Annotated in this window: 10 protein-coding genes; 4 read left to right on the plus strand and 6 right to left on the minus strand. The window is 72.3% G+C overall.

Annotated features, from left to right (window positions below; all coding sequences use genetic code 11):
• Positions 1–86: 86 nt before the first annotated feature.
• The gene (locus tag ACEZDG_RS12785; protein WP_380507263.1) at positions 87–1,793 is read right to left on the minus strand and encodes a spermine/spermidine synthase domain-containing protein; all 1,707 of its coding nucleotides are present in this window, start codon (positions 1,791–1,793) and stop codon (positions 87–89) included.
• A gap of 136 nt (positions 1,794–1,929) precedes the next feature.
• Positions 1,930–2,436: a DUF2617 family protein gene (locus tag ACEZDG_RS12790; protein ID WP_380507266.1), complete on the minus strand. Its 507-nt coding sequence runs from the start codon at positions 2,434–2,436 to the stop codon at positions 1,930–1,932.
• A 479-nt stretch (positions 2,437–2,915) separates the two neighbouring features.
• Here ACEZDG_RS12790 and ACEZDG_RS12795 point away from each other — a divergent pair, with 479 nt between their 5' ends.
• Positions 2,916–4,082 carry a pyridoxal phosphate-dependent aminotransferase gene (locus ACEZDG_RS12795; protein WP_380507269.1) on the plus strand — a complete coding sequence of 389 codons (1,167 nt, stop codon included), beginning with the start codon at positions 2,916–2,918 and terminating at the stop codon, positions 4,080–4,082.
• Between the two features lie 40 nt (positions 4,083–4,122).
• Here the strand turns inward: ACEZDG_RS12795 and ACEZDG_RS12800 are convergent, their stop codons facing one another.
• The 4 genes from ACEZDG_RS12800 to ACEZDG_RS12815 form a co-directional block, all read right to left on the minus strand.
• Positions 4,123–5,103 (minus strand): hypothetical protein, encoded by a 981-nt coding sequence (locus ACEZDG_RS12800; RefSeq protein WP_380507272.1) that lies wholly within the window; start codon positions 5,101–5,103, stop codon positions 4,123–4,125.
• A gap of 96 nt (positions 5,104–5,199) precedes the next feature.
• Complete coding sequence (locus ACEZDG_RS12805; RefSeq protein WP_380507275.1) at positions 5,200–5,595, minus strand: hypothetical protein; 396 nt, start codon at positions 5,593–5,595, stop codon at positions 5,200–5,202.
• A 202-nt stretch (positions 5,596–5,797) separates the two neighbouring features.
• A complete protein-coding gene (locus tag ACEZDG_RS12810; protein ID WP_380507278.1) occupies positions 5,798–6,628 on the minus strand; it encodes a hypothetical protein in 831 nt (276 codons plus the stop codon).
• On the minus strand, positions 6,616–10,584 hold the full coding sequence (locus ACEZDG_RS12815; protein WP_380507280.1) for a DUF6531 domain-containing protein: 3,969 nt from the start codon (positions 10,582–10,584) through the stop codon (positions 6,616–6,618). Before ACEZDG_RS12815 ends, ACEZDG_RS12810 begins: the two co-directional genes overlap by 13 nt.
• Before the next feature lie 249 nt (positions 10,585–10,833).
• Between ACEZDG_RS12815 and ACEZDG_RS12820 the strand changes: the two genes are divergently transcribed.
• Genes ACEZDG_RS12820 through mycP form a run of 3 tightly spaced genes read left to right on the plus strand, consistent with a single transcriptional unit; the run spans position 10,834 to position 14,207 of the window.
• Positions 10,834–11,250 carry a hypothetical protein gene (locus ACEZDG_RS12820; RefSeq protein WP_380507283.1) on the plus strand — a complete coding sequence of 139 codons (417 nt, stop codon included), beginning with the start codon at positions 10,834–10,836 and terminating at the stop codon, positions 11,248–11,250.
• Between the two features lie 39 nt (positions 11,251–11,289).
• The gene (locus ACEZDG_RS12825; protein ID WP_380507286.1) at positions 11,290–12,840 is read left to right on the plus strand and encodes a WXG100 family type VII secretion target; all 1,551 of its coding nucleotides are present in this window, start codon (positions 11,290–11,292) and stop codon (positions 12,838–12,840) included.
• Between the two features lie 41 nt (positions 12,841–12,881).
• On the plus strand, positions 12,882–14,207 hold the full coding sequence (gene mycP, locus ACEZDG_RS12830; protein ID WP_380507289.1) for a type VII secretion-associated serine protease mycosin: 1,326 nt from the start codon (positions 12,882–12,884) through the stop codon (positions 14,205–14,207).
• The last annotated feature ends 7 nt before the right edge of the window (positions 14,208–14,214 follow it).

Genomic DNA, 14,214 nt, shown 5'->3' on the forward strand with positions numbered 1-14,214 from the left:
TGCGCCGAATATCGGAGCGGCCCCGACCGGCCCCGGGCGGCGCCGAACAGCCCCCGGGGGGATCCGGCCCCGGTCTGGGCACCGCGTCAGCGGGGGTGCAGCAGGGTGGAGGGCGCCTCGTTGCGGACCGGGCGGCGGGTGTCGGCCAGGGTGGCGGCCAGCCGCAGCGCGGCGGCGTCCAGGCTGCCGGGCGTGGGTGCGCCGTCGCTGGACGGGCGCAGCACCGGCGTCGCGGCGGAGGCGAGGATGAAGCCCCAGTCGGACGGGCCGTCGCAGACCGGGTCGGCCGGGACCGAGTAGTCGACGGTGCGTAGGCCGGTGGAGCGAACGGTCTCGTCCGCGTCCCAGAAGGTGCTGTCGGCGACGGAGCCCGCGTGCACCGCGAGCCGGCCGCCGGGGGCGAGCATCCGCCGGACCAGTCCGTAGAACTCCTGGGTGTAGAGCTTGCGGCCCGCGTCCAGGTCCGGATCGGGCAGATCGGCGACGATCACGTCGTAGGGCTGCTGCTGGCGCGGTGCGGTGCGCAGCCAGGCGAAGGCGTCGGCGGTGACCGTCCGCACCCGGCGGTCGGCCAGCGCCCGCTGGTTCAGCCGGGTCAGCGCCGGGTCGGTCCTGGCCAGCCGCAGCACCTCGGGATCGATCTCGACGATGGTCACGTCCTGCACGTCGGGGTGGCGCAGCGCCTCGGCGGCGGCCAGGCCGTCGCCGCCGCCGAGGATCAGCACCCGGGCGTGCGGGCCCACCAGGGCGGGCTGCACCAGGGCGGCGTGGTAGCGGGACTCGTCCGCGCCGCAGACGGCGAGCCTGCCGCCGAGGTACATCCGCAGCGTCGGCGCGGGCAGCGGGTAGGGCAGCGGATAGCCGTCGGCCGCGGTCCGGGGCGGCGGAACCCGGGCCGCGCCGAGGCCGGAGCCGAGGTGGGCGGCCCCGGCCGCGGCTCCCGCGCCCAGGCCGGCGGCGGCGCGGGGGGCGGGCGGGGTCGGCGGGGGCGGTCCTCCGGCCGGTCCGGTCAGCACGATCTCCTGGAACCGGCTCTGCGCCACAAAGCGGATCGGCGCCCCGTACAGGGCGTGCCGGGCCGCGCGTTCGAACGCCCCGGTGAGCGCCGCGGCGACGGCGAGCACCACCAGCACCGTCCCGCACACCCCCCAGAGCAGGGCCCGCAGCCGGCGGGTGGGCTCCCTGGGGAAGAGCCAGAGCACCACGACCGCCCCGGCGACGGCGTTGACCGCGCCGGTGACCAGCGCCCCGGTGGCCTGTCCCAGCAGCGGGAGCAGCAGGAACGGGAAGGCGAGACCGCCCACCAGCGCGCCCACGTAGTCGGCCGCGAAGAGGTCGGCGACGGCGCGTCCCGCCTCCTGCCGGCGGATCCGCTGGATCAGCGTCATCAGCAGCGGGATCTCAGCGCCGATCAGCATCCCGATCACCAGCGCCACCGCGACCAGGGCCGCCCGGTAGTGGCCGAACCAGACGAAGCAGCCGTACAGGGCCAGCACGGAGAGCCCGCCGACCAGCGCGAGGGCGCACTCCACCAGCGCGAACGAGGTCGCCGGGCGCCGGGTGAAGCGTTTGGCCAGCAGCGATCCCACCCCCATCGCGAAGACCATGACCGAGAGCACCACGGACGCCTGGGTCACCGAGTCGCCGAGCAGATAGCTGCCGAGGGCCACCAGCTCCAGCTCGTACACAAGACCGCAGGCGGCGCAGACGAACGCCGCGAGCAGCACCAGCAGCCGGGCGGCGCGGGAGCCGACGGGCGAGGGCTGCGAGGATCCTGCGGAATGGTTGATCACGAACAAACGCTAGGCGACACCGGGGTGCGCCCACTTCCCCCGGAAGAGTGATAGGCATGTTCACGGCATTGACGACTCGATCGAGTGGGCGTATTTACCGAGAATCGTTCCGGCGCGGGTTCGGCCGGACGGACGCTCAGTCCCGCACCTTCAGCGATGACCTGGTGCACACCAGCCGTCCTTCCTGCGGATAGGCGTGCCAGGTACGCCAGTAGATCTCCCGTTCGTCGCCCCCGGCGAGCAATGCGGTGAAGGCCGTGGGATCCCCCGGGAACACTCCGGCGAGACCGTGCGGATGGTTCTCGACGAGCGCAAGCAACTCCTGGGCGCGGCCGGCGAAGCTCTGCTCCGGAAGGCTTTCCACACGTGCGGCGAATTCGTACTCCCAGCCCTGGACCCGCTCGGCGACCCGGGCCGGGAGCGGCGTCCGGCGGCCGGGAAGGCAGGCCACCGTCTCCGAGCAGCGGCCCGAGGCAGCCCCCAGAACCACCTGATGGGAGGCCCCGAGCAGGCGGAGTTGCAGGTCGACGGGGCCGATCCGCAGATCCAGCACCGCGAGCGCGGGCAGCTCCGCGCTGCCCAGGCACCAGGCCAGGTCACCGGCACGGGTGTCGGTATAAGAGGTGTGAAGGGTGGTGAGCATTCTTGGCTCCGCGTACTCGGGTCACTCAAGGGCACCGGGATCGGAACAGCCGCCCTGGGCATAGTCGCCCTTCAACGGCAGGTCATTCAGGGGGACTACGAAGCAGGGAAGCACGAATGCGCCGCGTTGGTAGAACATTTACCCAACTTCAGTCGGCTGACATCAATGACCGATGGATTCGTTCTGGTTGTGACTGCGCCGGTGACCGAGTCTGGGCGTTGACGTGGGCAAACCGGTCCCAAGAGCGGGGCGGGGAAGGGAAGTCACATGCCTGCGGCAATCAACTGCGGCACAATCGAGCACAGTTCATCACTCCAACGAGGGTCACTCGGACGGCACAGCTGCCCGTCAACCGATGGCCTCTAGTTCACTCGGGCGAGTGACACGGCCATGTCGTCCGCGGCGCGCTTGTCCTGGTGCGGGGCCCGGCACCAGGATGAGCCGCACCGCACCACCGCACAGGTCGTTGAGGAGCTTGGATGAGCACGAGGCCGCTGCTGAACCGCCGGCTGAACGGAATGGGCAGCACGATCTTCGCGGAAATGTCCGCCCTGGCCACCGCGACCGGCGCGATCAACCTGGGCCAGGGCTTCCCGGACACCGACGGGCCCGCCGAGATCGCCGAGGCCGCGGTCCGGGCGATCCGCGAAGGACGGGGAAACCAGTACCCGCCCGGTCCCGGCATCCCCGAGCTGCGCACCGCGATCGCCGAACACCAGCAGCGCTTCTACGGCCTCGGCTACGACCCGGACGGCGAGGTGCTGGTCACCGCAGGGGCGACGGAGGCCATTGCCGCCGCCATGCTGGCGCTGCTGGAGCCGGGCGACGAGGTCATCGCGTTCGAGCCGTTCTACGACTCCTACGCGGCCTGCATCGCCATGGCCGGGGCCACCCGCGTCCCGCTGACCCTGCGCGCGCCGGACTTCCGGCCCGACCTGGACCTGCTCCGCGCCAAGGTCACCCCGCGCACCCGGCTGCTGCTGCTCAACTCCCCGCACAACCCCACCGGCATGGTGCTCACCCCGGACGAACTGACCGCCATCGCCGAACTCGCCTGCGAGCGCGACCTCCTGGTCGTCACCGACGAGGTCTACGAGCACCTGGTGTTCGACGGCACGCACCACCCCATCGCCGCCCTGCCCGGCATGCGCGAACGCACCGTCAGCATCTCCTCCGCCGGCAAGACCTTCTCCTTCACCGGGTGGAAGGTCGGCTGGGTGACCGCCTCCCGTGAACTCGTCGCCGCCGTGCGGACCGCGAAGCAGTACCTGACGTATGTCAGCGCCGGCCCGTTCCAGTACGCCATCGCCGAAGCCCTGCGGCTGCCGGACGACTACTACGCGGACTTCTGCGCCGACCTGCTGCGCAAGCGCGACCTGCTGGACACCGGACTGCGCGCCGCCGGCTTCGAGGTCTACGAGCCCCAGGGCACCTACTTCATCACCACCGACATCACCCCCTTCGGCGAGAAGGACGCCTACGCCTTCTGCCGCGCCCTCCCCGAACGCTGCGGCGTCGTCGCCATCCCCAACTCCGTCTTCTACGACGACCCCGACGCCGGCCGCAGCCAAGTCCGCTTCACCTTCTGCAAGCAGGACGCCGTGCTCGCCGACGCGGTCGCGCGGTTGGAGCGGCTGGGCGGGTGAATCGCGGGGGCGGGGGCGGGGGCGGGGGCGGTCGTTCCGGTCAGTGGAGGACGGCGTTGATGTTCCGCACCGTGGTCTGCAGTTGACGGCCGAGGGTGGCGAAGTCCTGGGCGTGCTTGCGGATGTCCTGCTGCTGGAGCGCAGACTCGACCGAGGACCAGACGGCGACCAGGTTCGTCCGCGACTTGCAGGCCACGTCCGCGCGGGCGACGGCGACCTGCCGTGCTGACGGGGCGGTCCGCGGGGCGGCGTCGCTGGAGCCACCCCGCGGTTGTGTGGCCCCCGGCGTGCTCGTGTGAGTTGCGGGCGCGGTGGGTGCGGTGAACAGGGAGTTGTCCTTCATCGGGTCCAGGGGGGTCGGGTACCGGTAGCCCTGGGCGGCCATGCAGGAGGACCACGCCCTGAACACGGCGACGACTCGCGGAGAGGTCAGCGAGTCCGTGTAGCTGGCCTGGTCGATCTCCTGGACCAGGCCGGCGTCACCGTAGGTTCCGCCGCCGGCGGTGATCCTGCGCTTCATCTCGCCGACGCATCCGCCCGCCGGGACAGGCTTCCCGGAGACCCTCGCCGGGCCCCGGCCCGTCAGGACGGCGGTCTCGGCGCCCGGCATGGCCTGCTCGGCCTGGGACAGCTGCGCCTCCGCCAGGTCCGTCGAGCCGTGGTCGACCATCCACAGGTAGCCGTCGGACGCCTGATCAGCCGTCACCGGCCCGTAGCGGAAGGCATTTTCCGGCACCTGGGCGGCCTGGTCCGCGGCAGGCACCGGGAGGGAGTATCCGAATCGCGCCATGCACGACGTGAGCAGCAGATTCGTCGCCCTGAGCTGGGCGGTGCGCTGCGGCTCGGAGAGCTGATAGGCGTCGATCGGAAGGTCGAAGCCCGACGCCGCGCTGCCCGCTGCTGCCGAGGTGGCGGCGGGCGGGGCGCCGATGGAGCCGAGCGGCTGGCTCGCGACCGCGGCCGAACAGCCGGCGGTCGACAGGATCAGGAGAGCAACGGCTGCTCTGTGTGCGGGGCGCATGGTCGGCCTCTGTCTCGTGGCTCGTGTCGGGGGGTGCGGGTGCCGCGCCCGGGGTCACCGGGCGCGGCACCCGCACCGTTGGCGATCAGTCCGCGATCAGCAGTTCCAGCCGAGCGAACCGAGGTAGCCCGAGCCGACGTCGGGGCTCGAGGTGTACGCGTACTGGTGGTGGACCGAACCGGTGCCGTAGTACCCGGTGTAGAGGTCGGCCTGGCAGTTGACCTCGTTGTCGGCCGACCGCACGTGCCCCTGGACCGAGTCGCCGTTGATGTAGAACGTGGCGGGCCGGTCCGAGTAGTAGCCGTTCATCGCATGCCAGGTGCCGGTGAACCGGACGCAGGCACCGCTGTAGCTGGTCCCCTCGGTGAAGCTGATCTGGCCCGCCCCGCCCGAGCTGTAGGGGCACTGGATGAACGACGCGTTGCCGTTCCACGGGTCGTTGGCCTGGGCCGGCGCGGCGACGGCCACGCCTCCGGCCAGAACGGCACCCACTGCTGCGATTCCTGCGAGCTTCCTGCGGAGGTTCAATGCTGCTCCTTGGACGAGGCACTGAGGTGGGATCCGCCCTGCGGGACCCCTCCTGAACAGGCACCATCCTTGGCCTGAGCAGCCGCGCGCTCCATGACGTTGAGTTGGCGTTCACCTGTCACTTCCGCCCGGTGTCAGGGCAGGGCAGGCGCGGAGGCTGCAGCCGTCAGGCGGGGAGGCGGCGGGTCTTGCCCTGCCGGCTCTTCACGGCCGCGGTCTGGTACTCCAGGTAGTACGCGAGCCTGTCGTCGTCGATCGGGACGGCAGCCGCGGCGCCCAGTTCACGTGCCTGGGCGGCTGTGAGCGGGATCAGCTCCGCTGCCTGCGCCGACGGTGCCGGGAACCAAGGCAACTCCGTTGCCTCGTCGCCGAGTTCATGCAGGCGGGTGAGGTAGCGGGCGGTCCGGTGGAAGGCCAGCAGGGTCCAGCCGTCCTGGTACGGCGGGCGCAGCCGCTCGGCCTCGAACAGCCGGTTGACCTGCATGAAGTTCAGCTTGGACAGGTCGGCCCCAGCCGGGTCCGCGGGGGTCGGCGGCGCCGCGTGCAGGTGCTTGCTGTCGGCGACGATCCAGACGTCGTACTCCTCGGTGGTCACCCCGCAGGTGACGCTGCCGTCGCGGGCGAGGGTGACGAACTCGCCCTGCCCGGGCCGCGCGTTCTCGCCGACCAGGTGCTCGGCGAGCCGGACCCGGTCGCCGAGGCGCACCTCGGTCCACGGCTCGTGGCGGCTGAGCGCGATCAGGAAGGTCCCGTCCCGGTCGGGGACGCCGGGGGCGAGCACCCCCCACTCCCTGGCCGCCCGGAGCCAGCCGGCGTCGACCGCGGCGGCGAGGTCCTCGGTGGCGAGCGGGACCGCGGCGGTCGGCCGGTGCACCCCGGCGACGGCGTGCCAGGCCCGGTCGGTCGACGGCAGGCCCTGGTCGGCGACGGTGCCCAGCAGCACCAGCCCGCTGCGGCGCAGCAGTTCCTCCGTCCCCGGGTCGGTTACCCCTCGCATGACGTGCCCTTCTCGTAGAACAGGTGGTGGTCGCCGCCCGGTTTGTCGATCTTCTGGTAGCGCTCGAAGCCGTCCTTGTCCGGGTCCAGGCCGCCCCAGCCGAAGTTGACGCCGCTGCGGAGGGCGTCCTCGCCCCGGCCCTTGGGCATCCCGGCGTGGAAGTGCGGCCCGGCGGGGTCGCCGGTGTGCTCGACGATCACCCGGGAGCCCTGGGGTGTCTCGTACTGTCGCATATTGCCCCAGTGGGTGGGCTCGGTGTCGTACATGTAGCCGTCCTGGCCGCGCCGGGTCACGTCGTCGCCGATCTCCCAGCTCAGGTCGTGCGGGCTCCCGTACGGCACACCGGCCAGGTGGAAGGCCGCGCGTTCGGCGTCGCCGCGGTTCGGGAACGGGTTGGAGTGCTCACCCAGCGGCGGCGGGTCGGCCGGGGCCAGGCCCAGCGGGTCGGCGCCGCGCAGCGGGTTGCTGACGTAGGCGTGCGGGTTGGGCGAGGGGAGCAGCCCGAGCGGGTCGGGGCTGAGGTAGCCGGCCGTGGCGGGGTCGTAGTAGCGGTGGACGTTGTAGTGGAGCCGGGTCTCCGGGTCGTAGTACTGGCCGGGGAAGCGCAGCGGGGTGGAGGTGTCGCCGGTGCCGGCGCCGCTGCCCACTCCCCAGAGCGTGGCCCGGGACTGCCAGGCGGCGCTGCCGTCGGGGTTGAGCAGCCGGATCGGGGCGCCGACGAGATCGGTGACGACGGCGAAGAACCGCCGGTCCACCGCCGCCTGCGCGGCCCCCTCCCCCGACGCGGGGGCCGAGGCCGACGCGGGGGCCGCCGCCGGGGCGAGGCTCTCGGTCTGGGCGATCGGCTGCAGGCCCTGGTGGTCCCAGCTGAGGGTGTACGGGCCGGGCAGCCGCGGTCCGTACGAGGTCTGCTCGGCCAGGGTGGTGGCGTCCCAGGTGAAGTCGGTCCACTCGGTGACGGTCCAGGAGTCGCCGTCGGCGACCAGGCGCTGCTTGGCGATGCGGCGGCCGAAGGGGTCGTAGAGGTAGCGCCAGTGGTCCCCGGCCGGGGTGGTGACGTCGGTCAGCCGGTCCTCGGCGTCCCAGCCGAAGGTCCAGACGTCGGTGCGGCCGGACAGCGTGGTGCGGCGGCGGGCGGTGACCCGGCCCTGCGCGTCGTGCTCGAAGCGCAGCCGTCCGGCGGACCGGACCAGGGTCCCGCTGTACGAGCGTGCGCCCTGCGCGTCCTGCCCGCCGGCGCCGGGCCAGCCGGCGTCGAGCAGGTTTCCGGCACCGTCGTAGGCGTAGCGCTCGGTCTGCGAGGGATCCTCGGTGTGCACGGCGGTGACCCGGCCGAGCGGGTCCAGATTGAAGCGGCGGGTGCCGTCGTGGAGGTCGGCGACCTGCAGCAACTGTCCGTCCGGACGGTAGGTGTAGGTCCGTCCGTGCACGGCGGCGGCCCCTCGGCCCGGGCCGACAACGGCGCTCACATCCGTGTCCGGGTTCGTGTGGAACAGGGACTGGCCGGTGAGGCGGTGCCGCTCGTCCCAGTCCGAGTACAGGGCCAGTTCGCCGGGGAGGTGGCGCGCGGTCTCACGGCCCATCAGGTCGCGGTCGAAGCCGACGGTGTGCCCGGCGGCGGCCAGCGACAGCGGCCGGCCCGCCTCGTCGTAGGTCCAGGCGCTGCTGTGGCCGGACGGCGTGGTCCGGGCGGTGCGCTGCCCCAGCGCGTTGTAGGCATGGCTGACGGTGCGTCCGTTGACGGTCTCCCGGATCAGCCGCCCGGACCCGTCGTAGACCCTGGTGACCTCGGCGCTGGGGCTGGATAGCCGCACCAGCCGGTCCGCCGCGTCGTGCTCGTAGCTGGTGGTCGCGCCGTCCGCGGTCTTGGTCAGCAGATTGCCGGCGTCGTCGTAGCGGTAGGCCACGACCTGGCCCGCGCCGTTGGTCCGGGACAGCAGCCGGCCCACCGCGTCCCGGGCGTAGCTGACGGAGCGACCGTTGAAGTCGTGCTCGATGAGCACCCGGCCGATCGGATCACGGTCGTAACGCCAGGTCAGGCCGTCGGGATTGGTGACCGAGGCGAGCCGCAGCTCGGTGTCGTAGACGAAGCTGTGGCGGGTGCCGTCCGCGTCGACGAGGGCGGTGAGCCGGTTGAACGGGCCGTACTCCCGGTGGGTGGCCGCGCCGATCTGGTCGGCCTGGCCGGTCGGGTTGCCCTCGGCGTCGTAGGTCCAGCTCTGGACCGAGCCGTCCGCCGCGGTGCGGGCGCTGAGCAGTCCCTCGGGGGTCCAGCTGAAGCGGGTGGTGCCGTCCAGCGCGTCGGTGACCGCGACCGGGCGGCCGAAGGCGTCGCGCCGGTAGCGGGTCCGGGCGCCGAGCGGGTTCTCCGTCTCCAGGGTCAGACCGGCCTGGTTGCAGCGGATCCGGGTGGTCCGGCCCAGGGCGTCGGTGACCGCGGTGGGACGGCCGCCCTCGTCGTACGCGTAGCGGGTGGAGCCTCCGGCCGGGCCGCTGGTCTCGGTGCGGTTGCCGCGCTCGTCGTAGCTGTGCCGCCAGACCGCGCCGTCAGGGGAGCGGACCTCGACCGGCAGCGACCAGGCGTTGTACCGGGCGGTCCAGGTCCGGCCGTCGGGGCGGACCACCCGGACCGGGTTGCCCTCCTGGTCCAGGGTGAACCGGGTGACCTGTCCCAGCGCGTCCTGGTGCGACAGCAGCCGGCCGTAACGGTCCTGCTCGGTGCGGACGGTGTGGCCGAGCGGGTCGGTGGCGGCGCTGACGTGGCCGTGCTCGTCGTAGTGGTACGTGGTGGTGTGGCCGAGGCTGTCGGTCACGGTGGTGGTCCGGCGCGCGGGGTCGTAGCCGAAGTCGGCGGCGAGCACGCCGTCGGAGCCGTGGCCGCGGGCGACCCGCCCGTCCGGCCCGTAGACGTACGTGTACCAGTGGCCGTTGCGGTCGGTCCAGGAGGTGATCCGGTCCCGCTCGTCGTAGTCGAAGGCGAACGGGATGCCGGTGGAGTCGACCAGCTCGGTCAACCGGCCCGCGTCGTCGTAGCCGTACTCGAGGACGGTGCTGCCCAGGCCGCCGTCGCTGCCGTCGAGCAGCCGCAGCGCGGTCACCCGCGGGCCCGCGGCCGTGGGCGAGGTGTCGACGGCGACGCGGTAGCCGCCGCTGTGCACCAGTTGGGCGGGCAGGCCGTCCGGGCCCTGGGTGAAGCTGATCCGGTGGCCGTTGCGGTCGGTGAGCGCGGTGATCGGCCGAGTGCGACTGGCCGGCGTTGAGGCGGGCTGCTCGACCGGGCCGAAGTGGCGGGTCCAGCCGGTGCCCGGGTCCAGGATCCGGATGGTGTCGCTGTCGGCGTCCCAGGTCAGCGGCAGCCGGGCGCCGTGCTCCGGCAGGACGACCGGCTGGTCGGCGCTGGGCCGGGGGTAGCTGAGGACCTCGGCGTCCGCACCGGCGTAGTGGATGCCGGTGGTGCCCAGCTCGACCCGCTGGTCCAGGGTCGACGACCAGCCCGGCCCGAAACAGCGCCCGCCCGCGTACCCGGAGGCGTAGGCCCGGCGCAGCAGCAGCGGCAGCAGGCCCGGCAGCCGGAGGTCGGTGGCCGAGGTGATCATCTGTCCGGAGACCACGTCGACCGGGTCACCCCCGGTGCGGCAGCTGCCGTTGCCCTCGGAGGGCTGACCGGGTCCGCCCCGGCCGGCCACCGACGGTTCGCCGCCCTCGCCGCCCGGCCCGCGTCCCGATCCGGGCAGACCGCCGGGCTCCCGCGGGGTGTCGTTCCTGCCGTCCCGGAGCAGCTGCTTCAACTCGCCCGCGTGCTTGGCGTCGGCCTCCGCGGTGTTCTTGGCGACCTGCTCCAGGTTACTGCCGGTGGAGTGGTAGAGGTCCTTGACCGCCTTGCCCGCGTCCTCGCCCAGCGTCGTGCCGAGCTTCCTGGCGCCGTCCTCAAGCGCCTGAACGATCCTGTTCGTCACGCGACACTCCCCCGTACCGACCCCATTCGGACATGAGTGTACGAACACGCGGCGGGCCCGCACCCCGGGGCGAAGACGTGTGACGCGGATGTGACTTACCGGAAGGGAAAGCTGTCGGAGTGGTGCGGTAGTTTTGGTACAGCACTGTTTGGGATGACCGGTACATGGAGTGCATGGGGGCGGGAGACCGTGGGAGAAACCGCGAACGTTACGGTTGAGCTGGAAACGCTCAAGACCTTCCGTGACAGGGTGGATACGCTGCTCGAGTCGCTGGACGGCAGCCCCGCGGCGCCGAACCAGATCGCGCACCAGACGCTGGAGGCACAGCACCTGGGCACCGAGGTCAATGGCGCGTTCAGCGAGATCACCGATCTGTCCACCACCTACCAGACAGTGCACGAGCAGCTGCAGAGCCTGTCGAAGACGCTGAGCGACCAGATCAACGCGATGAGCATCACCGTCCAGGTGTCCCAGGTCGGCTACCAGCACGTCGAGGCCGACCAGGTGGACGCGCTGTGGGCGATCCAGACCCGGACCCAGGCGACCGCGCTGCCGCCCGGGCAGGACGGACTGACGGTGCAGCAGCAGCTCGACGCGGCCAAGAGGGCCGCCGCAGGCTCGCCCAACCCGGTGGTCCCCGTCGGTACCACCTCCCACGCGGAATGACTTCTGACGGCGTGACATCCGAAGGCAGGGGGCCGAGAGATGCTAAGTGACGACAGTGGCGACGGCTGGGCCGCGAAGACCGACTTCGAGAAGCACACGCACGCCGATCTGCTGAAGATGGTGGCCGGTGCCGACCCGACGACCGTGCTCGGGGTCGGCCAGTCGCTCGAGGACGCAAGCACGCACATCCAGACCCTGGCCGACGACCTCGCGCAGCACGTCAACGGGTTGAAGTGGGACAGCGAGTCCGGCGACACCTTCAAGACCTGGGCCCGCCAGGTCGTCTCGGCGACGGACACCCTCGCGATCTACACCAGCAACACCAGCGTGGCGATCAAGATGGCCGGTGAGACCCTCAGCTCCACCAAGCTGCCGGAGATCCCGGAGGGCCCGCACGCCACGGTGCAGAAGTACCTGAGCCAGTTCGGCGCGCAGTCGGTGATCGGCGCGGACGGGACACCGAAGGTCGCCAAGCCGCTCTTCACCACCACCTCCCTGGTCACGCCCACCGGCACGCTGCCGAACCCCAACCTGGTCACCCAGCAGGACGCCTACAAGGCGCAGACCCAGCTCGACTCGGCGCACCAGGAGGCCATCGGCCAGATGGAGAAGCTGGGCGGCTCGTACGTCGGGGCGTACCAGACCCTGGGCGTGAGCACGGTCCCCGACTTCCCGGCGACGCCGACCACGCTGATGCCGCCGCAGGGCAGCGGCGTGCAGGCGCACTCCAGCAATGTCTCGGTGGGCGGGGGTTCCGGCGGCGGCACCGGCGGCGGCAGCGGAACCGTGAAGACCGTGAAGGGCAGCGGCAGCGTCAAGTCCTCCACCGGGGACGGCAGCACGGGCGGGACGACCGTCACCACGGTGAAGCCTCCGGGGACGGGCGGCGATACGGGCGGCGGAACCACCACGATCCAGGGGACCACCCAGCCGACCTCCGGGGTGGACCCCAACAACCCGATCCCAGGCGGCGGAAACGGCAACGGCGGCGGAACCGGCGGCGGCACCGGCAACGGCGGCGGAACAGTGATCACCCCCATCGCGGGCGGTGGCCCGGGCGGTACCGGCGGCGAGGGCGGCCCCGGCGGCACCGGCAAGGTCGGCGGCGGCGGCAGCGGCGAGGGCAGCGGCCCTCGACCGGGCGGCGGCGGCGAGTCGGGGATCCACGGCGGCCTGCCCGGAGCGGCCGGTGGCCGCAATGGCGCGGGCCGGGTCAACGCCATCGGCGCGGAGGGTGAGGGCGCGGCAGGTCTCGGACGCGGTGGCGGCATCGGCGGAGCCGGCAGCACAGCCTCGCTGCGCGCGGGATCGAGCCGTCTCGGCGGCGGGGCCGGCGCCGAGGCGATGGCCGAGTCCTCCGCGGGTTCCAGCACGGCCCGCTCGGGTCTGGGGGCCACCGCGGAGCGCGGCGCCGCCGGATCCAGTGAGGCCGGCCACAGCGGTATGACGCCCATGGGCGGCGGCGGTATGGGCGGCGCCGGCAGCCGGGGCGGTGGGGGGCGCAGGAAGGGCCGCGCCGCCTACCTGGTCGAGGACGAGGACACCTGGGCTCCTGGCGACGCCGATGCCAACCCAGCGGTGATCCAGTAGTTTCTGGACGGACGATCGAGCGCGACGGCGAGGAGAGCACGATGACCCGGTTCGGTGGACGAGCGCTGCCGCGCGCCATGGCGGCGCTCTGCGGGGCAGCGGCGCTGCTGGTCGGCGCCGCGGTCACCCCGGCCTCCGCCGAGACCGTCTCCTCGATCCGGGCGCAGGAGTGGTGGCTCGACGCCATGCACGCGCCGGACACCATCTGGAAGGTCTCCACCGGCAAGGGGATCACCGTGGCGGTGATCGACAGCGGGGTGAAGGCGAGCCACCCGGACCTGGTCGGGCAGGTGCTGCCGGGCCAGAACTTCTCCGGGCTCCCCGGCGGCGCGACCACGGACGTGGACAAGGAGGGCCACGGCACCGCCATGGCCAGCCTGATCGCCGGTACCGGCAAGGGCCTGAACGGCAAGGGCCTGTACGGGCTCGCCCCCGGCGTGAAGATCCTGCCGCTGCGGGTGGTCGGGAAGGGCGACAACGAGGCGGCGTTCGCGACCAGCCTCGCGGGGCAGTTGTCCGCCGCCATCCGCGCCGCCGCGGACAGTGACGCCAAGATCCTCAATATCTCGCAGGCCCAGCGGGAGAACGAGCCCAATGTCCGCAGTGCGATCGACTACGCACTCGGCAAGGGAAAACTGGTCGTCGCGGGTGTGGGCAACGACGGTCAGATCGGCAATGAACTCGAATACCCGGCGGCCTTTCCGGGAGTGGTCGGCGTCGGTGCCATCGACGCCAAGGGCAATGTCCCGAAGTACTCCGAATACGGGCCGGAAGTGGCCCTCACCGCACCCGGTGAGGGGATGTACAACGCCTGCCTCGGCCCGTCCGGCTACTGCTCCTCCGGCGGTACCAGCAACGCCACTGCGATCGTCTCCGCCTCGGCGGCGCTGCTCTGGTCGGTGCACCCCGACTGGACCGCGAACCAGGTCATCCGGGTGCTGAAGAACACCGCCAACCAGGGCAGCACGCCCGGCCAGCAGGATCCCCACTTCGGCTACGGCAACATCCGTCCCCGGATCGCGCTGACCGCTCCCGGCGACCCCGGTCCTGCCGATGTGAACCCGCTGGTGGCGACCGCCTCGGCCGGTGCCTCCGCGTCGGCGTCCGCTCCGGCCGCACCGAGCGCAAGCGCCGGCAGCAGCGCCACCGGGTCCGCGCCCTCGGCCGGGGCCACCGCGCCGGCCCAGGCCGCGAAGAAGTCGAGCAGTTCCTCCGGGCTGTTCATCGGGATCGGCGTGGCCGCGGTGGTCGTCATCGGCGTGATCGTCGCCCTGGTGCTGCGCCGCCGCCGGAACCGTCCGGGCCCGCCGCCGCCCCCGGCGCCGCAGAACCCCTACGCGCACCTCCCTGATCCCTACCGCCAGTAGGATCGGC

This window comes from Streptacidiphilus alkalitolerans, from assembly GCF_042511045.1.
GTDB classification, from domain to species: Bacteria; Actinomycetota; Actinomycetes; order Streptomycetales; family Streptomycetaceae; genus Streptacidiphilus; species Streptacidiphilus alkalitolerans.

What these genes read in the sequence shown, in the direction of transcription:
- mycP (WP_380507289.1), top strand. Translation starts at nt 12,882, where the DNA reads ATGACCCGGTTCGGTGGACGAGCGCTGCCGCGCGCCATGGCGGCGCTC.
- ACEZDG_RS12795 (WP_380507269.1), top strand. Translation starts at nt 2,916, where the DNA reads ATGAGCACGAGGCCGCTGCTGAACCGCCGGCTGAACGGAATGGGCAGC.
- ACEZDG_RS12800 (WP_380507272.1), bottom strand. Translation starts at nt 5,103, where the DNA reads ATGCGCCCCGCACACAGAGCAGCCGTTGCTCTCCTGATCCTGTCGACC.
- ACEZDG_RS12825 (WP_380507286.1), top strand. Translation starts at nt 11,290, where the DNA reads ATGCTAAGTGACGACAGTGGCGACGGCTGGGCCGCGAAGACCGACTTC.
- ACEZDG_RS12790 (WP_380507266.1), bottom strand. Translation starts at nt 2,436, where the DNA reads ATGCTCACCACCCTTCACACCTCTTATACCGACACCCGTGCCGGTGAC.
- ACEZDG_RS12810 (WP_380507278.1), bottom strand. Translation starts at nt 6,628, where the DNA reads ATGCGAGGGGTAACCGACCCGGGGACGGAGGAACTGCTGCGCCGCAGC.